We start from the raw sequence: 25,780 nt of genomic DNA on the forward strand, positions 1-25,780 counted from the left end.
GTGGGTAGAGCTTTTCCAGTTCGGATGGAACATCCCAACTGGGCAAAAAAAGCTCGAAGGAAAAAACTGGAGCGCGTCGCGCTCCGGGCCCCTCCCCCGCCCGCACGCAATATGTGCGGTCGCGCGTCAGAAGTCGCTTGGGCTTCGCCCAATCATGCTAGAGCCGAAGCATGGTCTCCGCGTCCTCGACCCAGCGCGCCGACGTCGTCCTGGTGGGCGGCGGTCTGGCCAACGGCCTGATCGCCCTGCGGCTGAAAAGCCTGCGGCCGCGCCTGCGCGTGATCCTGCTGGAACAGGGCCCGACCATCGGCGGCGAGCACACCTGGTGCCACTTCGCCACCGACGTCGACGCGGTCGAGGCCGGCTGGCTGCGGCCGCTGATCGTCCATCGCTGGTCGGGCTACGAGGTCCGCTTTCCCGGGCACGGCCGCCAGCTCCCGACCGACTATCTGGCCATCACCTCCCAGCGCCTGCACCAGGTGGTCAGCGCCGCCCTGGGGGCCGACGCCTGGCTGGGCGCCACGGTGTCGGACGTCAATCCGCACCAGGTGACCCTGGCCGACGGCCGGACGATCGCGGCGGGCGCGGTGATCGACGGCCGGGGTCCGCGCAAAAGCCGCAGCCTGGCCCTGGGCTACCAGAAGTTCGTCGGCCAGGGCGTGCGCCTGACCGCGCCCCACGGCCTGACCCGGCCGATCATCATGGACGCCACGGTCTCGCAAGAGGACGGCTACCGCTTCGTCTATGTCCTGCCGCTGGACGCCACGCGGCTGCTGATCGAGGACACCCGCTACAGCGACGGCCCGGCCCTGGACCGGCCCGCCCTGCGCCGCGCCATTTCCGCCTACGCCAAGGCCCAGGGCTGGAGCATCGCCAAGGTCGAGCGCGAGGAGGACGGCGTCCTGCCGATCGCCCTGGGCGGCGACATCGACGCCTACTGGCGCGAGGCCCGTCCGCACATCGCCGAGGTGGGCCTGCGCGCCGCCCTGTTCCAGCCGACCACCGGCTATTCCCTGCCCGACGCCGCGCGCCTGGCCGAGATGGTGGCCGCCCTGCCCCGGATCACCAGCGCCAGCGTCCGCGCCTGTGTCGAAGCCCAGTCCAAGACCGTCTGGCGGCGGCGGCGCTTCCTGCGGCTGCTGAACCGCATGCTGTTCCGCGCCTGCGCGCCGCAGGACCGCTACAAGGTGCTGGAGCGCTTCTACCGCCTGTCGCCCGGCCTGATCCAACGCTTCTACGCCGCGCGCCTGACCAAGTGGGACAAGATCCGGCTCCTGATCGGCAAGCCGCCGGTGCCGATCCCGGCGGCCATCAGATGCATCGGCGAAAACTCGGTGTTCGGAGGAAAAGACGCATGACGACGACGCCGAAGGCCCTGGGGAAGCCGAAAGCCGCCGTCATCGGCGCGGGATTTGGCGGGCTGGCCCTGGCCGTCCGCCTGCAGTCCTCGGGCTTTGAGGTCACCGTCTTCGAGGGCCGCGAGAAGCCGGGCGGCCGGGCCTATGTCTGGCATGACGAGGGCTTCACCTTCGACGCCGGCCCGACCGTGGTCACCGATCCCGACTGCCTGAAAGAGCTGTTCGCGCTCTCGGGCCGCAAGATCGAGGACTATGTCGAGCTGCTGCCGGTCGATCCGTTCTATCGCCTGGTCTGGGAGGACGGTGACGTCTTCGACTACGCCAACGACCAGGAGAAGCTCGACGCCCAGATCGCCGCCCGCAACCCGGCCGACGTCGAGGGCTATCGCCGTTTCCACGCCTATTCTGAAGAGCTGTACCAGAAGGGCTATGTCGAGCTGGGCGCCGTGCCGTTCCTCGACTTCGGCAGCATGATCGCCTCGGCCCCGGCCCTGATGAAGCTGCAGGCCTGGCGCAGCGTCTATGACAAGGTCGCCGGCTTCGTGAAGGACGAGCACGTGCGTCAGGCGCTGTCGTTCCACAGCCTGCTGGTCGGCGGCAGCCCGTTCGCCACCTCGTCGATCTACGCCCTGATCCACGCCCTGGAGCGGCGCGGCGGCGTCTGGTTCCCGCGCGGCGGCACCCACGCCCTGATCCGGGCCCTGGTGAAGCTGCTGGAGGACCTGGGCGGCTCGATCCACCTTGGCGCACCGATCCAGAAGATCGTCACCAAGGCCGGCCGCGTCACCGGCGTGATCCGCGCCGACGGCCAGTTCGAGGCCTTCGACACCGTCGCCTCCAACGCCGACGTCATGCACACCTACAAGGCGCTGCTGGCGGACGACCCCAGGGGCAGGAAGGTCGGCAAGGCCCTGGAGGCCAAGCGCTGGAGCCCGTCGCTGTTCGTGGTCTATTTCGGACTGAAGACCACCCATCCCGAAATCCGCCACCACACCATCTGCTTCGGCAATCGCTATCGTGAGCTGATCGGCGAGATCTACGGCAAGGACGGCCTGGCCGACGACTTCTCGCTGTACCTGCACCATCCCACCGCCAGCGACCCGGCCATGGCGCCCGAGGGCTGCTCGGCCTTCTACGCCCTGTCGCCGGTGCCCAACCTGAAGACGGCCGATATCGACTGGTCGGTCGAGGGACCCAAGTATCGCGACAAGATCCTGGCCTACCTGGAAAAGCACTACATTTCAGGGCTTTCAGCCGACCTCGTCACCAGCCGCTTCATCACTCCGGACGATTTCGTGAGCGACCTCAACGCCTGGAAGGGCGCGGCCTTCTCGCTGGAGCCGATCCTGACCCAGAGCGCCTTCTTCCGCACCCACAACCGCGACGACGTGATCCCCAACCTGTATTTCGTCGGGGCCGGGACGCATCCGGGCGCGGGCATCCCGGGCGTCGTCGGCTCGGCCAAGGCCACGGCGGGGCTGATGATCGACGACTACGCGACCGTCCCCGCATGAGCGACCTGGAGGCCCAGAGCCGCGAGGCGATCCAGAAGGGCAGCAAGAGCTTCGCGGCCGCCGCCGCCCTGTTCGACGCCCAGACGCGGGCCGACGCCGAGATGCTGTACGCCTGGTGCCGCCATTGCGACGACGTGATCGACGGCCAGACCCTGGGCCACGGCATGAGCCCGGTGGCCGACGCCCCGGCCCGGCTGGAGACGCTCTACGCCCAGACCCGCGCGGCCATGGCGGGCCAGACCCCGACCGACCCGGTGTTCGCCGCCTTCCAGACCGTGGCCCTGCGCCGGGGGATTCCCGAACGCTACGCCCTGGACATGATCGACGGCTTCGCCATGGACGTGGCGGGCCGGCGCTACGCCACGCTCGACGAACTGCTGGAATACTGCTGGGGCGTGGCCGGGGTGGTCGGCACGATGATGGCCCTGGTGATGGGCGTGAAACCGACCGCCCTGTCCACCCTGCGCCGCGCCCAGGACCTGGGCCTGGCCTTCCAGCTGACCAACATCGCCCGCGACATCGTCGAGGACGCCCGGAACGGCCGGATCTACGTGCCTGGCGACTGGCTGGCCGAACTGGGCGTGCCGCAGGACGCGGTCGCCGATCCTGCCCACCGGACCGCCGTGGCGGTGCTCGCCAAACGTCTCGTCGACGCCGCCGAGCCCTACTACGCCTCGGCCCGCTGGGGCCTGCGCGACCTGCCGCTGCGCTGCGCCTGGGCGATCGGCGCGGCGCGCGGCGTCTATCGCCAGATCGGGCTCGACGTGGTCAAGGCCGGCGACGAGGCCTGGGACGAGCGGGTCGTCGTCAGTGGGCGGATGAAGGTCTGGCGGGCTCTTGAAGGCGGCGTCCTGGCGCTGCGCTCGGCGACGCTGGATCGGTGGGGCCCGGCGCCGGAGAGGCCGGCCATGTGGTCACGTATCTAAAGGCCCTCCCCCTGTGGGGGAGGCGATCGCGAAGCGATCGGTGGGGGGAGTTTTAGGATCAAGAGATCGATGAACGGGCCGCCTGCCGATCACTCCCCCCTCCGTCGCCCTTTGGGCGACACCTCCCCCACAGGGGGAGGGCCTAAGAGGCCGCCCTACTTCAGCACCCCCCGCCGCGTCATCCACCACGCGTACCAGATGAAGAACGCCAGCAGCCCGGCGATGACGGCGCTCGTCACGGCCATCTGCTGGCCCATGATCTTGCCGCCGTCCGTCAGGACGTAGGTGTAGGCCACGCTCAGCAGGAAGGCCGCCAGCGACACGGCCAGGACCGGCCAGGCCAGCTTGTTGCGCAGCAGGATCAGCACCGACCCCAGGAACGCCCCGAACACCCCCACGGCCCAGTCCAGCGTCATCCAGGCCGGCATCTGATGGTAGTGCTCGATCTGGGCCGGCGTCATGCCCGCGCTGGCCATGTAGGCCGCGCCCTGCGTCATGCTCATCACGAAGTCGAAGACGCCGATGGCGTTGAACAGCACGGCGACGACGCCGACCAGCCAAAGGTGCCAAGGCGTCCTGATCCGCGCCCCGTTCATCGTGCTTACGCCGGTCATCACAACCTCCCCATAACCACCGACGGGCTGATTGTTCCTACAGAAGCGCCCCGTCGCCGCCCCTGTCCCTGAGTTTGGCCTTCAGTTCCCGCACCGGCCGCGCCAGCAGGAAGCCGAACGACACCGCGCCGTCCTTGGTGTGCACCGCATGGTGGATCCGATGGGCCTGGATCAGCTGCCGCCAGTAGCGCGACCGTCCCAGCGGGACCTTGAACCGCTGGTGCACCATGCCGTCGTGGAACATGAAATAGATCGCGCCATAGGCCGTGATCCCCAGGCCGATCGGCAGCAGCCAGGGCACGCCGTGAACCCCGAAATAGATCGCCACGATGGCCGGCGCGGCGAACACCACCGCGAACAGGTCGTTCAGCTCGAACCGGCCGGCGCGCGGCTCGTGGTGCGAGCGGTGCCAGACCCACAGCCAGCCGTGCATCACGTAGCGGTGCATGACCCAGGCGAAGCCTTCCATGAAGGCCAGGGCCGCCAGGAACAGGGCCAGGTCGAGACCGAGGGTCGCCATTGTCGTCCTGTTTATCGCCGGATCCGGCGCGCCAACACGTGCGCCAGGGCCAGGCCAAGCAGCCCGACGGCGGTCAGCACGCACCAGGCCTTATACACCGCCCCGATCCCGGCGTCGCGCCAGAGGATGGCCTGATAGGCCTCGATGGTCCAGGCGTGCGGCGTGAACCAGCCCGCCGCCTGCAGCCACGGCGGCATCAGGAAGCGCGGCACCATGCTGCCGCCGACCGCCGCCAGGACCAGGATCACGAAGGTCGACAGCATCTGGGCCTGGTCGCGCGTGCGGCACACCGAGACCAGCCCCAGGGCCACGCCCGCGGCGCAGGCCGACGCCGCCAGGGTGGTCGGCAGCCAGAGGGCCGCGTGCTGGACCACCGCCACGCCGTAGACGATCTGGGCGGTGGCGAAGATCAGCAGCGCCTGCACCACCCCTTGCCCGATCAGGAACAGGAACTTGCCGCTGACCACCGGGCCCATGCCCGCCGTGCCGGCCAGCAGGCGGTCGGCCACGCCCGTGCTCTGCTCGTCCATCAGGCCCAGCGCTCCCTGCATGGCCGAGAACAGGGCGAACAGGATCATCACGGCGCCGGCGTAGTAGGCGATCACCCCGCCGCCGGTCTTGGCGTTCTTGATCGCCTCGCGCTCGAAGAACCCGCCGTCGTCGTGGGTCGGGGTCTGGCGCATCAGGGCCGCGGCGCTGTCGGCGTTCTCGATCTGCTCGTCGGTGAAACCGCCCAGGGCGGGCTCCAGCTGGGTCACCGTGCGGCGCAGCGTGACATCCGGCAGCGCGTTCGCCAGCACCTGCTGCACCCGGGCCTGGGCCAGGGGCGCGGCGACGGCGCGGCTGGGATCGGCGACGATCAGGAACGGCTTGTCGGCCGAGGCCGGATCGGCCCGGATCACCAGGCCGGCGTCGGCCTGCCCGGCCTTGACCCGCCGGCGGACCTCGTCGGCCGTCGGCGCCCTCTCCGCGCGAACCTCGGGCGAGGCGACCAGGGCCGCCATCAGTCGGCCGGAGTCCGGCGTGCGGGCCGTATCGGCCACCGCCAGCTTCAACTGGATGTCGTCGCCCGTCGTCCCGGCGAACACCGAGGAGAAGATCAGGAACACCAGCGGCGGCAGCAGGAAGGTCATCAGCAGGGCGCCGCGATCGCGCCAGAGGTCCAGCGCCATCACCCGAACCATGGCGGCGATCTTCCAGAGCGCCCCTCTCCCGAAATCGAGCGTCACGCCGCCAGCTTCCGATCGGCCACCAGGGTGAACAGATTGGCCAGGGACGGCTCGCGCACCCGAACCTCGCGCGGCGTCAGCCCCGCCTCGCGCAGCCGCTTGTCCAGCCGGCCCGCCACCGCGTAGCCGTCGGCGTCCAGCCGCGTCCAGACCGTCGGCCGTCCCGTGCGCTCCAGCCCCTCGGCCGCAAGGCGGCTCTCGCCGGCGGCGTCGATCTCCTCGGCCAGGTGGACCTGGATCTCCATCCGCTCGCCGAACGCTTCGGCGATCAGCGCCTTGGGCCGCCCCTCCAGCACCAGCTGGCCGTCTCGCAGGAAGCCGACGCGGTCGGCCAGGGCGCCGGCCTGGTCCAGGTCGTGGGTCGTCATCAGCACCGCCACGCCCAGGTCGCGCAGCCCCCGGATCACCGTGTCCACCGCCTCGCGGGCGTCCAGATCCACTCCGACGGTCGGCTCGTCCAGGATCAGCAGGCTGGGCTCGTGGACGATGGCGGCGGCGATATTGGCCCGGCGCTTGTAGCCCCCGGACAGGTGTTTGACCGGCACATGGGCGCGGTCGACCGTGCGGGTCAGCTCCAAGGCCCGGCGGACGGCCGCCGCCAGGCCGGCGCGCGGCACGTCGGCCAGGGCCGCGAAGGTCTCGATGTTCTCAGCCACCGTCAGGTTCGGATAGAGGGCGATCTCCTGGGGAACCAGGCCCAGACCGGCCCGCGCCGCCGGAACGCGGGCGGGATCGCGCCCCTTCAGCAGGACTGTCCCGCCGTCGGGCCGGATGCGGCCGCAGATCGCGCGGATCAGGGTGGTCTTGCCCGCGCCGTTCGGCCCCAGCAGGGCGTAGATCTCGCCCGGATGCAGCCTCAGATCGACGCCGCGCAGGGCGGGCTTGCCGCCATAGGCGTGGACCACGGCCGTCACGACGACGACAGGGTCCGGCGAAACGGGTTCGGAGGTCACGCCGCCGCCTTGCGCCGGGCGAAGAGGTCGCCGACATAGCGGCCCAGCAAGCCGCCGCAACCCGCCCGGGCCAGGGCGCCGGAGGCCTTGGCCAGGTGCTCCTCCATGACCTGGCGGGCGCCGGCCGGGCCCAGGGTGGAGACCACCGTGGCCATGGCCGCGTCCTTGCCGACGTCCTTGCCGGCCGCCTCGGTCGAGCCCTGGACGTCGATCAGGTCGTCGCGGATCTGGAAGGCCAGGCCGATATGGCGGGCGAAGACGCCCATCGCCTCGACCGCGTCGTCCGGCGCGTCGGCGACCCGCGCCCCGCCCTGGGCCGCGGCGACGATCAGCACGCCGGTCTTTTCGTGATTGAGGCGGTCCAGCGCGGCGGGGTCGCGCAGCTGGTCGCGGTCGAACAGGTCGCGGGCCTGGCCGGCGATCAGGCCCGAAAAGCCCACGGCCTGGGCCGCGCGGCCGGCCAGCTCGGCGCGCAACGACGCGGGCAGGCCCTCGTCGGCCGCGATCACCGCATAGGCCTGGTTCAGCAGGCCCACCCCGGCCAGGATCGCCGTGGCCTCGTCGAAGGCCCGATGGATGGTCGGCAAGCCCCGCCGCAGGCCCGCGTCGTCCATCGACGGCAGATCGTCGAAGATCAGCGAGGCGGCATGGATCATCTCGAACGCGCAGCCCACGTCCAGCGCCGCGCCCTCGGGCGCGCCGAACTCGGCGGCGGCCAGCAGGGTCACCATCGGCCGGAAGCGCTTTCCGGGGGCCAGCAGCGAGTAACGCACCGCCTCGACCAGGCGGTCGGGCGCCGAGCCCACGGGCGGGGCCAGCTCGGCCAGCCGCCGGTCCACCCCGGCGCGCAGGGCCTCGACTCTCTGGAGAAAGGCGGCGTGGTCGTCCATCTCGCGGGTCGCGACCGTTTGTCCACCCCGACGCGGGCGACCTCATTTGAAGGCGCCCTCGTCGGGCGTCAACCTCGCCTGGAAAGCGAACGCGCCGCGAGAGCCTCGATCAGCCCCGGCAGAAGCCGAAGAAGCGCTTGATGTCCGCCCGTTCGGCCGCCGTACGGGCGTCCTGTGGATAGGCCCTGTCCTCGATCTGGCTGATCAGGCCGGTCTTCTCGAACGCGGCCAGCACTGGGTCGGTCAGAAGAATCTGGCCGATCACCTCCCAGCCGCCAGTCATCTCGGAGCGGGTGAGCTGGACCGCGTAGCGGCCCTGAACCTTGCCCGAGCTCAGACGCACCGCGCCGGGCCCTGGCTTGCCGCTGTTGACGTCGGTGACCAGGCTGACGGTCTTGCCCTTGCGCCCACAGGAAAACATCACGCCGACGGCGTCGCTTTCCGGCACGCCGTAGGCCAGCAGCGCCCTGCCCTCCGGCCCCGCCCCGTAATTCCACTTCATGCCGTCCGGAACCGGCGCGGCCTTTTTAGCCGTCATCGACATCGGCGGCGCGGTCGTCGTCGAACATGCGCCCAACACCGCCGCGCCGGCGGCCAGCAACAGCCACAATCCCTGACGTTTCATCACCCGTCCCCGTTCAGCCCGCCCCTGATCTATCCGCGTTCGGCGAAGATGGCGACCGGACTCGGCCCGGAATGCGCCCGATGGACGGGGTCGTCGCCACAAGGCAGGGTGGAGCCACCAGGCCGGGGGCCGCGTTCAGGAGCGATGTCCATGAAACCTCTCCCCATCGCCGCTCTCGCCCTCGTCGCCGCGCTGGGCGCCTGCGACCGCAAGCCCGCCCCGCCGGCGGAGGCGCCGACCGCCCCGACCGCGCCGGTGGCCGCGGCGCCGGCCCCGACGGCGCGTCCCCTCGCCTTCGACCAGACCGATCCGGCGGCCAAGGTCGCCCTCAGCCTGCCGGCCGAGATCGCCAACTATCCCGCCCTGCACGCCCTGCTCTACGACCGCGAGGTGGCGAGCCTGCGGACCTTCGCCGCCAAGGCCGAGACGGACCGCAAGGCCTCCGACGGCAAGTTCCCCTGGCGGCCCTACAACCGCCAGGGCCAGTGGTTCCTGGCCGCCGACGCCGCGCCGCTGGTGGGCCTGCGCGCCCTGTGGTTCGAGGACACCGGCGGGGCGCACCCCAACCACGGCGGCGCGTCCCTGCTGTGGGACGCCGCCGCCAACCGCGAGATCCAGCCCAAGGCGCTGTTCCGGCCCGAGGCCGACATGACCGTGCTCGACAAGGCGATCTGCGACGCGGTGGCCCAGGCCAAGACCCATCGCGAAGGGGCCGTTCCGCTCAGCGACACGTTCTCCTGCCCCAAGTGGAGCCAGACCGTCCTGGTCCTGGCCCCCTCGGCGATCCCGGGCAAGGTCGGCGGGCTGACGGCGCTGATCGATCCCTACGTGGTCGGCCCCTATTCCGAGGGCGATTACGAAGTCACCATCCCCGTCTCGGCGTTCCAGGTGCTGCTGGCGCCGGCCTATGCCGGGGCGTTCGGCGGCGCGCCGAAATCGCCGGGCGCCCCGGACGGGACGGTCAGCGTGAAGATGGACGTGAAGTAGCGCCGAGCGCTTCTCCCGCCGGTCGAATCCGACTTAAGGTTGCGCTTGTTACGGACCGGTGCAATCTGGTCTCGTTTCGATTGGGGGGAATACGAGTTCATGCGTAAGTTTTATCTCGCCGTGGCCATGGCCGCGGCGGCGACGCCGGTGTGCGCGACCGATCTGGCCAAGTCTTCGGACGGCTACACCTATTTCAACAAGCCCGGCGCCCAGGTCGCCGTCCATGACGCCGATGTCCGCGACTGCAAGGTCAAGGCCGGCCGCCTGTACCAGCCCGACACCAGCGCGCCCGTCTACGCGCCCGGTCTGGCCGGCGCCATCGGGGTGGCGATCGCCAAGGCCATCGCCCAGGCCGTGGCCAACGCCAAGGCCCGGCCGGTGAACGTCGAGAACTGCATGGTCGTGAAGGGCTGGCGCGTCGTGGCGCTGGATCCCGTGGCCGGCGAGGCCGCCAGCAAGCTGGAAGCCACCGCCAAGCTCGCCCGGATGACGCCGCTGATCGGCGCCGCCGAGCCGGAAGGCACGGTCGTGCGGGTGTTCGCCAACGACGCCGCCAGCAACCAGACCGCCGGCATGTTCTCGCCCGCCCGCAACACCATCAAGGCGGCGCTCAGCGTCGAGGCCATGGGCGATCCGCCGGAGAGCGACAAGCCGGTCAAGGAAAAGGCCGCGCCCGCGCCGAAACTGGCCAAGAGCGCCCGTCCGCCGGCGCCGTTGAAGGCTGACCAGTTGGGCGAGATCCCGGCCAACTCCGCGCTGATCGTCGTCAACGTCCAGGGCACGGGCGCTTTCTCCGTGACCTTCGAGCGCGAAGGTCCCGACGCCAAGACGCCGGCCTGGGCCGACGGCCGTCCGGGCAGCTTCCTGGCCGCCCAGCCGGTCAAGGCCACGGCCACCGCCGGCGGCGCCCAGGGCACGACCCTGGTGTTCGCCGTGCCCCCCGGCCGCTGGAAGATCGACCACCTCAGCGCCGGCCTGTTCACGGTCAGCCTGTGCCTGGGCGCGCCCTCGTTCGAGGTCGCGGCCGGCGACGTGGTCTATGCCGGTTCGTTCGACCCGGCCTCGGCGACCAACAACATCGGTCCGGAAATGACCCTTGAGCCCTATCGCGCCGTCTTCCCGGCCCTGTCGGGCCTGGGCGAGAAGATGCGGCCGGCGTCCTACGTCAACGGCTCCACCGGCCAGTGCCAGGGCGCCTACATGTACGCGCTGGAGACCGTCGGACGGCCGTTCGCCGAGGGCTACGCCCTGGGCTCCAAGGCCCAGCCCGCCCCGACGGCCTCGGCTGTCGCGGCTCCGGCGCCGGACGCGGCCATTCCGGCCTCGACGCCCGCGGCTCCCGCCGCTCCGGCGGCGACGCCGACCTCGGCTCCGGCCGCCGCGGCCCCGGCGGCTTCGGCTCCGGCCGCGTCCTAGGCCGACCATGGCCCGGACCCTTGGCCGGCGATCGTCCTGGGCGATCGCCGGCCTGGTGTCGCTGACCGGCGCGGGAGGCGCGGTCGCCGGCACGTACTATCAGCCGCTGATCTACGGCGCCCCGCCCATCGTCTATTCCTACGGCGCGGCGGGCGAGAACGCGCGGATGCCGATGTCCCTGACCGACACGGCGCCGACCGCCGTGGAGGGCGAGGTGTCCAAGGACGGGGTGATCGCCCAACACCTCCTGCGCGTCGACCAGGCCCGGGTGCTGACCAGCCCGGTCCAGGGCCGCTTTCGCGAGATCCCGGCCGGCACGGCCCTGGCCCGGGTGGAGGTGGCCGGATCGGCCAATCTGGTCGTCTGGTGCGACCTGCGGGCCAACACCAAGTGGAACAGCCGCGGCGCGTTCGAATGCCTGACCGACACCAAGGGCGCCGGCGCCTTCGACCAGGGCTGGGCCGGGGTGTCGGACTACTATTTCGCGGCGGCCGGCTTCAACGTCGTCAGCGCGCCGCGCACCCTGACCAGCAAGGGAACCTGGCGCGAGGCCAAGCCGGAAGAACACCCCACCCTGCTGTTGGGCTACAAGTGGTGTGACGGCGACGGGGCGGCCAAGCCCGCCCGTTTCGCCCGCGCCCTCCAGGCCAGCGGCGACAAGCGCTGGTTCGTGCCGGGCGTCTGCGCGAGCGGCGCGACCGCCCCGCTGGGCGGCGGATCCTTCGACCTGCCTCCCCTGAAGGTCGCCACCTCGGCCGGCGCCGCGCCGAGCGCCCTGCACTACAAGGTCGAGGGTCGTCTGCCGCCCGCGCCCCTGTTGCAGCCGGTGCTTTCCGGTCTCGCGGACCTGTCCGCCCCGCCCGCGCCCAAGATCGACCGGGCCGTCGCCCCGCCCGCCGCCGAGCTGTCGCTGAAGCCGCTGGTTCCGGCCGGCGCGGCCCCGGTCGTCGTCGCCGGCGACATCGCCAAGGGCCAGCCGTTCTTCACCGTCGGCGTGCGCCACGGCGTCACCGGCGTGCTCAAGCAGGAGGTGCGCGGCAAGGGCTGGTTCTTCGACAAGGCCCTGCCGGTCGGCCAGCCGGTCTATGGCGTGCCGATGGCCGGGGCCAGCGAGACGGGCCTGGTCTGGTGCGCCCCGCGCCAGGACGACAAGCCGAAGGGCAAGTCGCCCACCCGCTGGGCCGCCGCCTGCCTGCCGCAGAACGCCACCCAGGCCAACTGGGTCGAGGCCCAGACGGCGATGATGAGCGTCAACCTGTCGTGGTTCTACGGCAGCCGCACGACCAACGCCCTGGACGTCGAGCGCGGCCCGATCGACCTGCCGCCGATGACGCTCAGCTACGTGTTCGCCGGCTGGAGCGAGCAAGGCTCGCTGATGCTGGAGGTCCGCCTGGACTGGGGCGAAGGCCCGCAGCTGCTGCGCGCCCTGCGCGTCGCGCCGGGGGCCGACGGCGTGGTGACGGTCAAGACCATGGACGGCGTGATCGCGGTGAAGCGCGTCGGCGACGCCGCCCAGGCCCAGACGCTCAAGCCCCTGCTGGCCCAGGCAGACGTGGTCTACTAGGCCGACCGTGCGTCCTTCGAAGCCCAGCCGAGCCTCGAAGGACGCGCCCCGCCTCTACAGCGGGATGTTGTCGTGCTTCTTCCAGGGGTTGGTCAGTTCCTTGCCCTTCAGGCTCTTCAGCGCCCGGACGATGCGCTTGCGGGTGCCGTGGGGCATGATCACGTCGTCGATATAGCCGCGGCTGGCGGCGACGAACGGATTGGCGAAGCGGTCCTTGTACTCGGCCTCGCGGGCGGCCAGGGCCTCGGGATCCTTGGCCTCCTGGCGGAAGATGATCTCGACCGCGCCCTTGGCGCCCATGACCGCGATCTCGGCCGTGGGCCAGGCGTAGTTGAAGTCGCCGCGCAGGTGCTTGGAGCTCATCACGTCATAGGCCCCGCCATAGGCCTTGCGGGTGATCAGGGTGATCTTCGGCACGGTGGCCTCGGCATAGGCGAACAACAGCTTGGCGCCGTGCTTGATCAGGCCGCCGTACTCTTGCTTGGTCCCCGGCATGAAGCCCGGCACGTCGACCAGGGTGATGATCGGGATGTTGAAGGCGTCGCAGAACCGCACGAAGCGGGCGGCCTTGCGGCTGGAGTCGATGTCCAGCACGCCGGCCAACACCTGGGGCTGGTTGGCGACTATGCCGACGCTCTCGCCGTCCATGCGGGCGAAGCCGCAGACGATGTTCTTGGCCCACTCGCTTGAGATCTCGAAGAAATCCGCCTCGTCGACGATCTTCAGGATCAGTTCCTTCATGTCGTACGGCTTGCCCGGATCGCTGGGGATCAGGCTGTCGAGGCTGGGCTCGGCGCGGTAGGCCTCGTCGAAGCTTTCGCGCTCGGGGGCGGTCTCGCGGTTGGACGAAGGCAGGAAGTCGATCAGGCGGCGCACCTGGGTCAGGGCTTCCAGGTCGTTCTCGAACGCCCCCTCGGCCACGCCCGACTTGGACGCGTGGACCCGAGCCCCGCCCAGCTCCTCGGCGGTGACCACCTCGTTAGTGACGGTCTTCACGACGTCGGGACCGGTCACGAACATGTAGCTCGTGTCCTTCACCATGAAGATGAAGTCGGTCATCGCCGGCGAATAAACGTCGCCGCCGGCGCAGGGGCCCATGATCACGCTGATCTGCGGCACCACGCCCGAGGCCATCACGTTCTCGAGGAAGATGTCGGCATAGCCGGCCAGGCTGTCGACGCCTTCCTGGATCCGCGCCCCGCCGGCGTCGAACAGGCCGATGATCGGCGCCCCGACCTTCATGGCCTGGCGCTGGACCTTGACGATCTTGGCCGCGTGGGCGCCCGACAGCGAACCGCCGAACACCGTGAAATCCTTGGAGAAGACGTAGACGACCTTGCCGTTGATCGTGCCCCAGCCGGTGACGACGCCGTCGCCGGAGATCTTCTGGTCGGCCATGCCGAACTCGGTGCCCCGGTGCTCGACGAACATGTCGAACTCCTCGAAGCTGTCCTCGTCCAGCAGCAGGTCGATCCGCTCGCGCGCGGTCAGCTTGCCCTTGGCGTGCTGGGCGGCCACCCGCTTTTCGCCGCCGCCGGCCCTGGCCTGCTCGCGACGACGATCGAGTTCCTCGAGAATGTGCTGCACGCGGACGCTCCCCTGCTCTCTTACTGGGCCTTCACGGCCACCTTATGAGCCGAGCCGTAATGGCGCGAGCTTTCCGTGGCAAGCCATCCGTTGCGGCAGTGCAGCAACGACCGTTGTTCGGCTAAGTGTTTGAACGTTCGGAAGGGCCTTAGCGCCGCAACGCCGCGAACCAGCGCTCCAGCACCTGGGCCTCGACCGCCAGGGCCTCGGCGCGGGCGACGGCCTCGGCGTCCTGCCCCCAGGTCTGCGCCTGGAAGATCTCCTCCAGCCGCGACAGGTCCAGCGCCTTGCGTCCGGTGACCTTGCCCGACCGCAACGCCAAGGCCAGCACGGTCGAGCCGAACAGACCGGCGCCATAGGCCACGCCAGCCAGGGTGAAGTCGTCCATGGTCAGGGCCAAGGCCTCGACCGAGGCCAGGGCGGCCGGCGATTGCGGCGCGTGGATCACGCCGGTGGCGGGCTTCAGCTGCAGGTCGAGCTCGGCCTTGGCCCAGTCCAGCATGGCGCCCCAGTCGCGCGTCTGGCGCTCGACCAGTGGCGTGGGGTGGTCGGCCCAGTAGCAGAGCAGGTCCGAACCGGCGTAGGCCGCGACCTCGGCGGCCACCTCGGCCCGGGTCTCGCGGATGCGGTCGATGGCGGTGAAGGCCAGGCGGGTGGCGGGCATGGCCGTGCTGTCGATGACCTCGACCTGGGCTTCCCACTCGGCCGCGACCAGTTGGGCCAGGACAAGGGTCGGCAGGAGCAGCGGCGACCTGGCCGGCGACTTGGGCGTGCGGCCGTCCAGCAGCACGGCGAAACCGCCCTCCGCGGCTTCCGCCGTGGCGGCCTTGTAGAAGCGGCGGGGACGTTGCAGCAGGTCGGGCTTGTCGGCCAAGGCGGAACTTCTTTTCAGTCCAGACATCAAAACATCGGCTTCACCGCGTTGAATGATCAAACAACGCGCCCAAAGCAAGCCAGGGCGGAGCAAGGGAGACAAAACGGCGTGAGCCTGCCCTCCAACGACATGATGGCCGCCATCGCCGCGACCCGCTTCGGTCTGGGCGCCCGTCCCGGCGAGATCGAGGCGGCGCGGAGCGACCCGCGCGGCTTCCTGACCGCCCAGATCCGCCCCGAGGGCGCCGACCAGCCGCTGGGGGACGGCGAAACCTCGGCCCAGCGCCTGGCCGAGCTCAGCGACTACCAGATGCAGCGGCGCGAGGCGCGCCAGGCCGGCGATCCCAAGGCCGATCCCGTCAAGGAGGCCCAGAAGATGCTCCGCGACCAGGCCGGCGCCGACTTCCTGGCCCGGGCCCGGCTGGGCGCGACGACCGACGCGGCGTTTCGCGAGCGCTGGACGCTGTTCTGGGCCAACCATTTCACCGTCTCGGCCACCAAGCTGACCACCGCCACGGTGGTGGGGCCGTTCGAGCAGGAGGCCATCCGCCCGCACGTCTTCGGCCGGTTCGAGGACCTGCTGGTCGCCTCGTCCACCCATCCGGCCATGCTGCTGTACCTGGACCAGGCCCAGTCGGTGGGTCCCGACAGCCGGGCGGCGCTGTATCAGCGCAGGAACGCCAAGAAGGCCGGCGGGCTGAACGAGAACCTGGCCCGCGAGATCATGGAGCTGCACACGGTCGGGGTCGACGCCGGCTACAGCCAGGCCGACGTCACCGAATTCGCCCGCGCCATGACCGGCTTCAGCGTCGGCCGCCCGCGGGATCCGAATTCGCACCGGTTCCTGTTCCGCGACAACGCCCACCAACCCGGTGCGCGCACGGTGATGGGCAAGGGCTATCCGCAAGACGGCCAGGCCCAGGCCCTGGCGGTGATGCGCGACCTGGCCGCCAGTCGCCGCACCGCCCATCACGTCTCGACCAAGCTGGCCGCCCACTTCGTCAGCGACACGCCGCCGCCCGCCCTCGTGGCCCGGCTGGAAATGACCTATCTCGACAGCGGCGGCCGTCTCGATGAGATGGCCCGCGCCCTGGTCGCCGCGCCGGAGGCCTGGGACCCCGCCCCCGCCAAGTTCAAGACCCCCTACGAGTTCGCGATCTCCACCTGGCGGGCCGTCGGCGCCGAGCCGTCGGCGATCGGCAAGCTGGGGCCGGTGCTGACGGGGCTGGGCCAGAAGCCGTTCGCGCCCCCCTCTCCCAAGGGCTGGGCCGACGACGCCCAGACCTGGTGCGCGCCCGACGCCCTGATCAAGCGCCTGAGGTTCAGCGAGGGCTTCGCCGCCGTCGCCGCCGACCGCCTCGACCCGGACGCCCTGGCCCAGTCCGCCCTCGGCGCGCGCCTGACCCCACCGGTCGCCAAGGCGGTGGCCCGGGCCGAAACCCGCCGCGAGGCCATGGCCCTGCTGTTGATGAGCCCGGAGTTCCAACGCCGATGAACGCTCACGTTTCCCGCCGCTCGCTGCTGCTTCAGGCCGCCGGCCTGGGCGTTTCGGTCAGCTTCCTGGGCGGGTCGGCCTTCGCCGCCGCCGACGGACCGATGGCCAGGCGCAAGATGGTGGTGGTCATCTGCCGGGGCGGCATGGACGGCCTGACCGTCAGCCCGCCGGTCGGCGATCCCGACTACGCGGCCCTGCGCGGCGCCGTGGCCGTGACTCCCGACCAGGCGCTGAAGCTGGACGGAACCTTCGGCCTGCACCCGGCCTTGGAGTCGGTGCACGCCCTGGCGCTGAAGGGCCAGGCCCGCATCGCTCCGGCCATCGCCAGCCCCGACCGAGCCCGCTCGCACTTCGAGGCCCAGGACGTGCTGGAGACCGGCGCGGCCCAGGTCTACGGCGTCACCACCGGCTGGCTCAACCGCACGCTGGAGGTCATGGGACCGTCGACGATCGAGGCTCTGTCGGTCGGCGCCACCGCGCCGCTGATCCTGCGCGGCAAGGTCCAGGCCGCCAGCTGGTCGCCAGGCAAGGGCGTCGACGAGACCGCCCGCCTGCCCACCCTGCTGCAGGACCTCTACAAGACCGATCCGATGATGGGCCCGGCCTTCGCCCGGGGCCTGGAGACCGAGGCCATGGCCCAGGCGGCGATGACCGCGCTCAACCCCGCGCCCACGCCGGTGTCGACGGATGCGGCGGCCATGGCGCCCAAGGCGACCTGGCAAAACGCGGTGAACACCTCGGACGCGACGCCGCGGGTCATGGCGCCGCCGGCCATGGCCCAGAACGCCCAGGCCATCACCAACCAGCGCCAGGGCCGCGAGGCCGCCCGCCAGCTGGGCTCGACCCTGGCAGGCTTCATGACTCAGGCCAGCGGCCCTCGGATCGCCGCCATCTCACTGGACGGCTGGGACACCCACGCCGGCCAGGTGGGCCAGCTCAACACCCGCCTGTCCTATCTTGACGCCGTGCTCGACGGGCTGAACACCGGCCTGGGCGCGGAGTGGAGCAACACCGTCGTGGTGGTCGCCACCGAGTTCGGCCGCACCGCGCGGGTCAACGGCACCGGCGGCACCGACCACGGCACCGGCTCGACCGCCCTGGTGCTGGGCGGCGGCCTCAGGAAGGGCGGCGTCATCGGCGACTGGCCCACCCTCAAGCCGGAGGCCCTGCTCGAGAACCGCGACGTGCGCCCCACCCTCGACATGCGCGGCCTGTTCAAGGGCGTGCTGGCCGAGCACATGGGCGTCGATCGCGCGGCGCTGGAGAGCAAGGTCTTCCCCGACAGCGCCGACGCCAAGGCGGTGACGGGGCTGGTGTAGCGCTAGGCCGCCGCGCGCGGGGCTCGCGCCGGCAGAAACCGCGGATTGCGCAGCAGGATCGCGCTGATCAGCGAGATCAGCAGGCCGACCGGGAAGATCTCGGCGAAGGTCATCGGCATCCGCAGCAGCGGATTGGCGTATTGCCGGCGCATGGTCTCCAGGTTGGCGGCCAGCTCGTCATAGGCCGGCCCGGCCAAGCCCGCGGCGCGCTTGGCCTCGAGGGTGGCGGCGACGTAGTGGTCCATGAAGGTGTAGTGCGTGGCGGCCAGATAGGCCTCCCAGACCAGGACATAGGCCACGGACGCGATCAGGGCGATCGCCAGGCCCATCAGGAAGGCCTGGTGGAACTTGATCACGCCGCCCAGCACCTGGTCGCGATGGCGCTTGACCCCCACCAGGATGGCGGACAGGCCGATCAACATGACCAGATAGCCCAGCCAGACATTGGAATGGTGGGTGTTCGCCCCTGGGATCACGATCGTGCCGATGATGCCGGCGATGACGATCAGTCCCGAGACCAGGCCGTAGGTCAGAATGGTGCGCGTCATGGCGCTGCTCCTTGGCGATTTCGACCAGGCGAACATGGCGCGCGAACCGATCCCAGCGATATCACCCAAAAGGGTGAATTCGTCGGCATGGACCGTTTGGACGGGGCGCGCGCGGCTTCAGGGAATGAGGTGCAGGTCTCGCGCCTTGCCCACCGCCTGGGTGCGGCGGCCGACCTCCAGCTTGGCGAACAGGCGGGCGACGTGGCTCTTCACGGTGTTGGGCGACAGCCCAAGGGTCCGTGCGATCTCCTTGTTCGACCGTCCCGCCGCGATGTGCTCCAGGACCTTCATCTCCTGGCCCGTCAGCCCCAGCGCCCGGCGGGCGGCGAGGTTCGGCTCGAACGGCGTCGCCGCGCCGCGCGAAGCCAACCTCGCCCCCAGCCAAAGCCCGCCCGCCGCGAAGGCCGTCGCGATACAGGCGACGTAGAGATCGCGCGAGAACACGCGCACCAGATACTGGTACTCCAGCCAATCCAGGATGAAGGCGCCGAAGGCCAGGACGAGCGCCCAAAGGAGGATGGTGCGGGTCATGTCTGGAGGGTGCGCGATCCCGCGCCCAGGTCAACCATCGTGAACCCGGCGTCCTAGCCCGCCGCGTTCAGCTTCTTCTCGACCGCCTCGACCAGTTCCTTGACGTCCTGGTGCTTGCCGTTCTTGAAGGCGATCCGCGTGCCGACCTTCAGCGGCCCCATCAGGGGGCCCTCGGTCGGCACGGGCGCGAAGCTCAGGACCTCGACCGTGCTGATCGAGACCGGCGCGTCGTCCGGACGGGTGAACGTGACGAAGGCCATGAAATCGCCCCTCAAGATTGAGGAGCGATCATTCCACAGCCCCTGGACGCACTCAAGCGTCCTATCGGCGCCCCTCTAGCGTCGTTTGACCTGCCGGCGCGCGAACGGATCCTGGTCGGCCTCGTCTTCCGAGAAGCCGAACTTGGCGAAGCCCGCCTTCAGCTCGGGGCTGATCGGGGCCTCGATGAACAGCATGCCTACCGAAGGGTGCGGGATCATCACCGAGCGGGCGTGCAACTGCAGCTTCAGGCCCTCCGACAGCTGGGTCGACTTTTCGTCGCTGTACTTGGGATCGCCCAGGATCGGGTGACCGATGGCCTTCATGTGGGCGCGAAGCTGGTGCGTGCGGCCGGTATGGGGACGCAGGGCCATCCAGGTGACGCGGGGGCCCGCGCGGCTGATCGAGACGAACTCGGTCTCGGCGGGCTGGGCGTCCTGGTCCTTGGGCTCGGCCGGCACGACCAGTTCGCGGTCTCCAACCCCCCGCTTCGCGAGGTGCAGCTCGATCACGCCCTCGGTCGGGTGCGGGTTGCCCTGCACGATCGCCCAATAGGTCTTCTGCGCCTTGCGCTTGGCGAACGAGCCCGAGAGGCGGGCGGCGGCGGCGGGGGTCTTGCCCAGCAGCAGCACGCCGGAGGTGTCGCGGTCCAGACGGTGGACCAGCTTGGGCCGATTGACGCCCTCGCCCCACGCGCTGAGCAGCTTGTCGATGTGGTGGGTGGTCTTGGTGCCGCCCTGCACGGCCAGGCCCGCCGGCTTGTTCAGCGCCAGCACTTCCTCGTCCTCGTACAGCACCAGCGACTTGGCGAACGCGATGTCGCGCTTGGACAGGGCCAGCTTCTCGTCCGGATCGGGCGCGTCGGGCAGCGGCGGCACGCGCACCTGACTGCCGGCCGCCAGCTTGGTGTCGGCCTTGACCCGCGAGCCGTCGACCCGCACCTGGCCCGAGCGGAACAGCTTGTTGAGCTGGATGTGGTTCAGGTGCGGCCAGCGGCGCTTGAACCAGCGGTCCACCCGGACGCCGTCCTCGCCGTTGTCCACATAGAGGGTACGAACTTCTTTCATGCCGCGAAAATCCTGCGGGCGATCAAGAGGCCCGCGAAAACGGCCGCCACGGACAGGATCACGCTGGCGGACGTATAGGTAAAGGCCTGGGCGTAGGCGCGCTTCTCGATCATCAGCGCGGTCTCCAGCGAAAAGGCCGAAAAGGTCGTGAAGCCGCCCATCACGCCGACACCGAGCAGGACTCGCCAGTGTTCTTGTTGCGCGCCGCCCCGAAGGGCCAGCCAGGCGGCCAGCAGGCCCATCAGCAGCCCGCCCGTCAGATTGACGATGAAGGTGCCGTAGGGCCAGTTCGGTCCGAACAGGCGCAGGGCCTGCATGCCCACCAGATAGCGGGCGACGGAGCCCAGGGCGCCCCCGACGGCTACGAGGAGGAGTTTGGTCATCGCGCCCTTATGCGCCGGGCGGCCGCGAACGCCAAGCCGTGCCGAAGCCGCGCCTGAAGTCTCAACCGCGAACCGTGAAGGCAATTGCCAGGTTGTGTAACCTTAGGTAGCATCCAATCGCCCGTCGCCGAGAGAAACCCATGCCGCCGCTGCGCGTGATCCTCCTCAGCTTGCCGATCGGTTCCCCCGCCCACGCCACGGCCTCCGCGCCGCCGCCGACCAACGGGTGGGCGGTGACGACCTTCGCGCCCCGTCGACCCGATCGTGGACCCCAACCCCGTGCCGATAATTTAGGCCATTCCGGAACCCGAACCGATCTTCGACCAGGATCGATACGTAGTAACGCGCATTTCAACCTCTACACGTTACGGTAACTTCGTTTGACAACCGTGTTCCTGCACCGACCGTTAAGGCTGTAAAGGGCATCCTATGGGCTCCTCCCGCGCCAAGGCCAACATGCCCTTCGATTCGAGCCACAGCGACGACCGGAACGAGCACCTGGCTCTCAGCGGACCCGTGCTACAAAGGCTGGCGGGGTCCGAGCTGATCGCGCGCGGTTCCGTCAACATCATCAGCGTCAAGGCCATCCGGCGCTGGGCGGGCGACTGGTGGGACCAGAAGCGCGTCGATGTCTGGACCTATGTCGAGCGGAAGCTGGCCGAACACCTGGACCGCAGCGATCTGCGCGCCCGGATCGGCGAGGAAGACTTCCTGATCGCCATGAACAATGACCAGGGCATCGCCGCCCAGGCCACCAGCGTGCGCATCCTGGAAGACGTGCTGACCCATCTGCTGGGCGCGGCCGAACCGACCGACCTGGGCGTGCGCGCCGTGATCGGCGTCGAGGCCGGCGGCGTCGTCTGCCGTCCGATCGACGCGGCCGTGGTGCTGGCCGCCCGGGCCCGCCGCGACTCGACCCGCTCGCCCATCCGCTTCGACATCGACCCGCTGGAAGAGACCCGGCGCACGCCCGTGGCTTTCACCACCGCCGGCGGCGCGGCTCTGCGCGTCGACTTCACGCTCGAGCACGTGATCAACCTCAAGCGCAACATCGCCACGGCGGTGCGCATCGAGCCGGTCGTCACGCACCTGGGCTCGGGCAAGCAGATCAGCGCGCGCGCGGTTTCGCGCCTGCCGGACCGCGACGCCGCCTTCATCGACGAAGCGGCCCTGAAATACGCCGCCGTGTTCGCCCGGTCCTCGCAAGGCCACGACCGTCCCGACCTGATCGTGCCGGCCTCGTTCCGCACCCTGGGCACCCAGCGCGGCCGCGACATGCTGACCGGCACCTCGGGCCTGTCCCTGGCGCTGCTGCGCGGCGGGGTGATGATCGAACTGGTCGACGTCACCCGCGGCACGCCCGCCGGGCGCCTGCTCGAAGTCGTCGGCCTGCTGAAGGCCCTGACGCGCGGCGTGATCGCCCGCGTGCCGCCCGAGAAGGAAGTGCTGCGCGTGCTGCGCGACGCGCGCCTGCAGGGCATGACCCTGGACGCCAGCGACCTGATAGGTCCGGCCGAAAAGATCGCCGCCGACATCATGGCCTTTGGCCGCGACGCCAAGGGCTTGGCGCCGATGGTCACCCTTCAGGGCTTGCCGGCCGAGGGCTATTTCGCCGCCGCCGAGACCGCCGGCCTGACCCACGCGGCGCTCCGCGCGGCTCATCCGATCGTCGCGATGGCCAAGAAGGCGGCCGGCTAGACCGCCGCCCGCCCCTGCCCCATCGTGCGGACGATGGAGCGAGCGTCGTAAACGTCGGCGCCGCGGGGCGGCTGACCCCTGCCGAACACCACCTCCATCGAACTGCTCACCGACGGCTTGGGGCCGAGGTTGAAGGTCGTCCCGACGCCCAGGCCGACCGAGCTGCCATGGCCGTGATGGCCGTAGTCGTAGTTGCTGCCGCCGCCGCCGATCGACAGGGACGAGCCGCCGCCCGAGCCGGTCTCCTGGGTCAGGCGGTCGGCGACCCGGAACCAGTCGTAGCCGTCGCGCAGGGCCAGTTCGGCCGAACGCAGCAGGACGTAGTCCGAAATCTGGTTGGCCGACGCGCCAGGATTGCCCTGGAAGGTGACGCGGTATCGGCCGTCCTCCAGGCGATATTCCGAATACCCGGCGCCTCGCGCCACGGTTTGCGGCCCGTACACGGTCGGCGCGGTGGTGCAGGCGGTCAGCATGGCGGCGAAAAAGGCGAGTACGATCAGGCGTTTCATGGCGAAATCTCCTGTGAGGCTTAACGAGTGTCCGCCCGTCCCTGTTCCACCGCGGTCCGTTCCGGGACCTCGAGCCCAAGCTTAGTCAGAACCGCGCGCATGTCGTCCGGAATCGGCGCGTTGATCCGCCGCTCGCCGCCCTCGGGATGCGGGAAGACCAGGTTGGCGGCGTGCAGCATCAGGCGCGGCACGGGCGACCCGCCCAGCATCAGCGCCCCGCCATAGCGGCTGTCGCCGGCGATCGGTCGTCCGATCGAGGCCATGTGGACGCGCAGCTGGTGCATGCGGCCGGTGTCGGGGCTCAGCTCCACCAGGGCCGCGCCCTCCGTGGCCGCCAGGGTGCGATAGCGGCTGCGTGCGGTCTCGGCGTCGGGGTGGTCAGCCGCGCAGACCCGCATATAGGCCTCGCGCCCGATCGACTCGCGGCGCAGGGGGCTGTCGATCTGCCCGCCGCGCGGCTCGGGCGCGCCCGGGGTGACGATGGCCAGATAGGTCTTGCGGAACCGCTTGCCCATCAGGGCCTTGCCCAGGAACGTCGCCGCCGGCTTGGTGCGGGCGGTCAGGATTACGCCCGAGGTGTCGCGGTCGAGACGGTGGATCAGGCGCGGCCGGGGCCGGTCCCGCCGGGCCAGGGCCCACAGCAGGTCGTCCAGCGTATGGGCCCGGATGCGCCCGCCCTGGCTGGACAAGCCCGCCGGCTTGTTCAGTACGAAGACGCTGTCGTCCTCGTGGATCACGAGCGAGCGGGTGAACGCGATCTCTTCGGGGGTCAGGGTGATCGGCGTGTCCGAAGCCTTGGGCTTGGCGACACCGGGCGGGCGGCGGACGGGACGGCTCATGCGCTTTCCTCCGTCGGCGCGATCCACAGCGCGCGGGCGTTGAGAAGCACCCACAGCAGCATCAGCCCGGCCGGGGCCAAGGCCCAGCCGCCGCGCGACGCCAGGCCGCTGATCAGGAACACGGAGAAGGCCAGCGGCAAGCCATAGACGGCGTTGGCCAGGATCGACGGCCAGTGCGGCGGCCGGGTGAAGACCAGCAACGGCCCGCTGGCCTTGCGGCGCAGGACCAGCGGCGGGATGACCAGCAGCAGGGTGATCGCCGTCAAAGGAATCATCGCCACCAGGGCCCCGGCCAGGGGAATGTTCAGGGTGTCCGCCCACTCGGGCAGCTGTTCGCGATAGAACCGGTGCAGCGGGTCGGCCGCCAGCCCGACCAGGGTGGCGACCAGGGCCAGGAGGGTCACTCCCAGCACGACCAGGGCTCTTTTCTGCGTGCGCAGCAGCCGCGCGCCGAAGCGGGCGGCCAGCCCCGCGGCGACACCGGCGCAGACCGCCAGGGCCAGGCAGGCATAGCCGAGGTCGGCGTAGAGCCACTTGTGGGTCGCGTACTGAAGCTGGAGGCTATTGAACCGCAGCGTGGCCCGCCGAAAATCCTCGGCGCTGGACTGGCCGAAATAAAGCGTGGCGCGCAGACGCTGCAAGGCGGCGAAATAGGCGTCGGAATCGGTGTGCCACGGCGTGATCGCCGCCAGGCCGAGCAGGACGGCGCCCGCCAGCAACAGGGCCAGGGCGATCGCGGCGGTCGCGCGGACCGCGGGGGTAAGCTTCACTTGCCGTTTCTCCGCAGGCGGTTCCAGGCGTCCAGCCGTTCCTTGACCTTGGCCTCGGCCCCGACCGGCTTGGGCGCGTAGAGGGTCGGGCGCTCGATGCCGTCCGGGAAGTAGTTCTGGCCCGAGACCCCGCCCTCGACGTCGTGGTCGTAGGCGTAGCCGTCGCCATAGCCCAGCGACTTCATCAGCTTGGTCGGGGCGTTGAGGATGTGGGCGGGCGGCGTCAGGCTGCCGGTCTCCTTGGCCAGGCGGCGGGCGGCCTTGTAGGCGTTGTAGACGGCGTTGGACTTGGGGGCGCTGGCCATGTGGACCACCGCCTGGGCCAGGGCCAGTTCGCCCTCGGGACTGCCCAGGAAGTCGTAGGCGTCCTTGGCCGCCGTGGTCAGCAGCAGGCTCAGCGGATCGGCCGCGCCGATGTCCTCGGAGGCCATGCGCACCAGGCGGCGGGCGATGAACAGCGGGTCTTCGCCGCCCTCCAGCATCCGCGCCAGCCAGTAGAGCGCCGCGTCCGGGTCGCTGCCGCGCACCGACTTATGCAGGGCCGAGATCAGGTTGTAGTGCTCCTCCCGGTTCTTGTCGTAGGCCGGGCGGCGCTTCTGCAGGAACTGGCCCAGCTGGGTCGGGTTCAGCGGCGTGTCCGTGCCGATCGCCAGCAGGCTCTCGGTCAGGGTCAGCAGGTAGCGGCCGTCGCCGTCGGCCATGGCGATCAGGGTCGAGCGCGCGTCGGCGTCCAGCGGCAGCTTGCGGTTCTCGGCGGCCTCGGCCTTGACCAGCAGAGCCTCCAGGGCCTCCTCGTCCAGCCGCTTGAGCACGAAGACCTGGCAGCGCGACAGCAGAGCGCCGTTCAGCTCGAACGACGGGTTCTCGGTGGTCGCCCCCACCAGGGTGACGATCCCCTCCTCCACGAACGGCAGGAAGCCGTCCTGTTGGGCGCGGTTGAAGCGGTGGATCTCGTCGACGAAGAGCAGGGTGCTCTGGCCGGCCTGGCGACGCATGCGAGCCTGTTCGAAGGCCTTCTTCAGGTCGGCGACGCCGGAGAACACCGCCGAGATCTGCATGAACTCGTAGCCGCCGGCCTTGGCCAGCAGGCGGGCGATAGTGGTCTTGCCGGTGCCGGGCGGCCCCCACAGGATCATCGAGGCCAGGCGCTTGGCCGCGGCCATTCGGCCGATCGGCCCCTCGGGACCCAGCAGGTGCTCCTGGCCCACCACCTCATCGAGGGTCTGGGGTCGCAGGCGGTCGGCCAGCGGCGACGGCGCATGGGGCGTCAGGCCGGCGGCTTGGAAAAGATCGGACATGGAGTAGGT

The 25,780-nt window shown here is 70.3% G+C and carries 26 protein-coding genes; 9 read left to right on the top strand and 17 right to left on the bottom strand.

Annotation, left to right across the window (positions count from 1 at the left end):
- The first annotated feature begins 170 nt into the window (after positions 1–170).
- From crtY to ASD21_RS05065, 3 genes are read left to right on the top strand one after another with little or no spacing between them, the layout of a single operon-like run.
- The gene (gene crtY / locus ASD21_RS05055; RefSeq protein ID WP_056437710.1) at positions 171–1,358 is read left to right on the top strand and encodes a lycopene beta-cyclase CrtY; all 1,188 of its coding nucleotides are present in this window, start codon (positions 171–173) and stop codon (positions 1,356–1,358) included.
- A complete protein-coding gene (locus ASD21_RS05060; protein ID WP_056437713.1) occupies positions 1,355–2,872 on the top strand; it encodes a phytoene desaturase in 1,518 nt (505 codons plus the stop codon). Before crtY ends, ASD21_RS05060 begins: the two co-directional genes overlap by 4 nt.
- Positions 2,869–3,798: a phytoene/squalene synthase family protein gene (locus ASD21_RS05065; RefSeq protein WP_056437716.1), complete on the top strand. Its 930-nt coding sequence runs from the start codon at positions 2,869–2,871 to the stop codon at positions 3,796–3,798. Before ASD21_RS05060 ends, ASD21_RS05065 begins: the two co-directional genes overlap by 4 nt.
- Before the next feature lie 155 nt (positions 3,799–3,953).
- Here ASD21_RS05065 and ASD21_RS05070 read toward each other — a convergent pair whose 3' ends face one another.
- The 6 genes from ASD21_RS05070 to ASD21_RS05095 all read right to left on the bottom strand — a co-directional run bounded on the left by ASD21_RS05070 (position 3,954) and on the right by ASD21_RS05095 (position 8,629).
- Positions 3,954–4,412 (bottom strand): hypothetical protein, encoded by a 459-nt coding sequence (locus tag ASD21_RS05070; protein ID WP_235524843.1) that lies wholly within the window; start codon positions 4,410–4,412, stop codon positions 3,954–3,956.
- Between the two features lie 37 nt (positions 4,413–4,449).
- A complete protein-coding gene (locus tag ASD21_RS05075) occupies positions 4,450–4,932 on the bottom strand; it encodes a sterol desaturase family protein (protein WP_056437722.1) in 483 nt (160 codons plus the stop codon).
- 11 nt (positions 4,933–4,943) lie between these two features.
- Positions 4,944–6,161 carry an ABC transporter permease gene (locus ASD21_RS05080; RefSeq protein ID WP_056437725.1) on the bottom strand — a complete coding sequence of 406 codons (1,218 nt, stop codon included), beginning with the start codon at positions 6,159–6,161 and terminating at the stop codon, positions 4,944–4,946.
- Entirely contained in the window at positions 6,158–7,114 is a 957-nt protein-coding gene (locus ASD21_RS05085) for an ABC transporter ATP-binding protein (protein ID WP_082554641.1), read from the bottom strand. Before ASD21_RS05085 ends, ASD21_RS05080 begins: the two co-directional genes overlap by 4 nt.
- The gene (locus tag ASD21_RS05090; protein ID WP_056437726.1) at positions 7,111–8,004 is read right to left on the bottom strand and encodes a polyprenyl synthetase family protein; all 894 of its coding nucleotides are present in this window, start codon (positions 8,002–8,004) and stop codon (positions 7,111–7,113) included. The genes ASD21_RS05085 and ASD21_RS05090 overlap by 4 nt, the downstream gene beginning before the upstream one ends.
- A 109-nt stretch (positions 8,005–8,113) precedes the next feature.
- On the bottom strand, positions 8,114–8,629 hold the full coding sequence (locus tag ASD21_RS05095; protein WP_156398295.1) for a hypothetical protein: 516 nt from the start codon (positions 8,627–8,629) through the stop codon (positions 8,114–8,116).
- A gap of 150 nt (positions 8,630–8,779) precedes the next feature.
- Here ASD21_RS05095 and ASD21_RS05100 point away from each other — a divergent pair, with 150 nt between their 5' ends.
- The 3 genes from ASD21_RS05100 (at position 8,780) to ASD21_RS05110 (ending at position 12,596) form a co-directional block, all read left to right on the top strand.
- The gene (locus tag ASD21_RS05100; protein ID WP_056437875.1) at positions 8,780–9,616 is read left to right on the top strand and encodes an RsiV family protein; all 837 of its coding nucleotides are present in this window, start codon (positions 8,780–8,782) and stop codon (positions 9,614–9,616) included.
- A 99-nt stretch (positions 9,617–9,715) separates the two neighbouring features.
- The gene (locus ASD21_RS05105) at positions 9,716–11,032 is read left to right on the top strand and encodes a hypothetical protein (protein WP_056437732.1); all 1,317 of its coding nucleotides are present in this window, start codon (positions 9,716–9,718) and stop codon (positions 11,030–11,032) included.
- A gap of 7 nt (positions 11,033–11,039) precedes the next feature.
- Positions 11,040–12,596: a hypothetical protein gene (locus ASD21_RS05110; RefSeq protein WP_056437736.1), complete on the top strand. Its 1,557-nt coding sequence runs from the start codon at positions 11,040–11,042 to the stop codon at positions 12,594–12,596.
- Positions 12,597–12,650: 54 nt separating this feature from the next.
- Here the strand turns inward: ASD21_RS05110 and ASD21_RS05115 are convergent, their stop codons facing one another.
- Both ASD21_RS05115 and ASD21_RS05120 read right to left on the bottom strand, forming a co-directional pair.
- Positions 12,651–14,183 carry an acyl-CoA carboxylase subunit beta gene (locus ASD21_RS05115; protein WP_056437739.1) on the bottom strand — a complete coding sequence of 511 codons (1,533 nt, stop codon included), beginning with the start codon at positions 14,181–14,183 and terminating at the stop codon, positions 12,651–12,653.
- A 148-nt stretch (positions 14,184–14,331) separates the two neighbouring features.
- Entirely contained in the window at positions 14,332–15,057 is a 726-nt protein-coding gene (locus tag ASD21_RS05120; protein WP_056437741.1) for an ATP12 family chaperone protein, read from the bottom strand.
- Between the two features lie 108 nt (positions 15,058–15,165).
- Between ASD21_RS05120 and ASD21_RS05125 the strand changes: the two genes are divergently transcribed.
- Both ASD21_RS05125 and ASD21_RS05130 read left to right on the top strand, forming a co-directional pair.
- The gene (locus ASD21_RS05125) at positions 15,166–16,551 is read left to right on the top strand and encodes a DUF1800 domain-containing protein (RefSeq protein WP_162250208.1); all 1,386 of its coding nucleotides are present in this window, start codon (positions 15,166–15,168) and stop codon (positions 16,549–16,551) included.
- Complete coding sequence (locus ASD21_RS05130; RefSeq protein ID WP_056437749.1) at positions 16,548–17,870, top strand: DUF1501 domain-containing protein; 1,323 nt, start codon at positions 16,548–16,550, stop codon at positions 17,868–17,870. The genes ASD21_RS05125 and ASD21_RS05130 overlap by 4 nt, the downstream gene beginning before the upstream one ends.
- A 2-nt stretch (positions 17,871–17,872) precedes the next feature.
- Here the strand turns inward: ASD21_RS05130 and ASD21_RS05135 are convergent, their stop codons facing one another.
- From ASD21_RS05135 to crcB, 5 genes are all read right to left on the bottom strand, one after another.
- Positions 17,873–18,418: a DUF4199 domain-containing protein gene (locus ASD21_RS05135; RefSeq protein WP_056437750.1), complete on the bottom strand. Its 546-nt coding sequence runs from the start codon at positions 18,416–18,418 to the stop codon at positions 17,873–17,875.
- 117 nt (positions 18,419–18,535) lie between these two features.
- Positions 18,536–18,949, bottom strand: coding sequence for a response regulator transcription factor (locus ASD21_RS05140; RefSeq protein WP_056437753.1), 414 nt, complete (start codon positions 18,947–18,949; stop codon positions 18,536–18,538).
- Positions 18,950–19,002: 53 nt separating this feature from the next.
- Positions 19,003–19,209, bottom strand: coding sequence for a hypothetical protein (locus ASD21_RS05145; RefSeq protein WP_056437756.1), 207 nt, complete (start codon positions 19,207–19,209; stop codon positions 19,003–19,005).
- A 75-nt stretch (positions 19,210–19,284) separates the two neighbouring features.
- Positions 19,285–20,274, bottom strand: a complete 990-nt coding sequence (locus ASD21_RS05150) for an RluA family pseudouridine synthase (protein ID WP_056437759.1) — start codon at positions 20,272–20,274, stop codon at positions 19,285–19,287.
- On the bottom strand, positions 20,271–20,657 hold the full coding sequence (gene crcB / locus ASD21_RS05155) for a fluoride efflux transporter CrcB (protein WP_056437761.1): 387 nt from the start codon (positions 20,655–20,657) through the stop codon (positions 20,271–20,273). The genes ASD21_RS05150 and crcB overlap by 4 nt, the downstream gene beginning before the upstream one ends.
- 456 nt (positions 20,658–21,113) lie before the next feature.
- Here crcB and ASD21_RS05160 point away from each other — a divergent pair, with 456 nt between their 5' ends.
- Positions 21,114–22,355 (top strand): hypothetical protein, encoded by a 1,242-nt coding sequence (locus ASD21_RS05160; RefSeq protein WP_056437877.1) that lies wholly within the window; start codon positions 21,114–21,116, stop codon positions 22,353–22,355.
- Here ASD21_RS05160 and ASD21_RS05165 read toward each other — a convergent pair.
- The 4 genes from ASD21_RS05165 to ASD21_RS05180 are packed head-to-tail and all read right to left on the bottom strand — an operon-like array spanning position 22,352 to position 25,771.
- Entirely contained in the window at positions 22,352–22,864 is a 513-nt protein-coding gene (locus tag ASD21_RS05165; protein WP_056437764.1) for a CC0125/CC1285 family lipoprotein, read from the bottom strand. The genes ASD21_RS05160 and ASD21_RS05165 overlap by 4 nt on opposite strands.
- Before the next feature lie 20 nt (positions 22,865–22,884).
- A complete protein-coding gene (locus tag ASD21_RS05170) occupies positions 22,885–23,703 on the bottom strand; it encodes an RluA family pseudouridine synthase (RefSeq protein ID WP_056437767.1) in 819 nt (272 codons plus the stop codon).
- On the bottom strand, positions 23,700–24,473 hold the full coding sequence (locus tag ASD21_RS05175) for a hypothetical protein (protein ID WP_056437770.1): 774 nt from the start codon (positions 24,471–24,473) through the stop codon (positions 23,700–23,702). Before ASD21_RS05175 ends, ASD21_RS05170 begins: the two co-directional genes overlap by 4 nt.
- Positions 24,470–25,771 carry a replication-associated recombination protein A gene (locus ASD21_RS05180; RefSeq protein ID WP_056437773.1) on the bottom strand — a complete coding sequence of 434 codons (1,302 nt, stop codon included), beginning with the start codon at positions 25,769–25,771 and terminating at the stop codon, positions 24,470–24,472. Before ASD21_RS05180 ends, ASD21_RS05175 begins: the two co-directional genes overlap by 4 nt.
- Between the last annotated feature and the right edge of the window lie 9 nt (positions 25,772–25,780).

The sequence above is a fragment of the Caulobacter sp. Root1455 genome, from assembly GCF_001426905.1.
Taxonomy (GTDB): Bacteria; Pseudomonadota; Alphaproteobacteria; order Caulobacterales; family Caulobacteraceae; genus Caulobacter.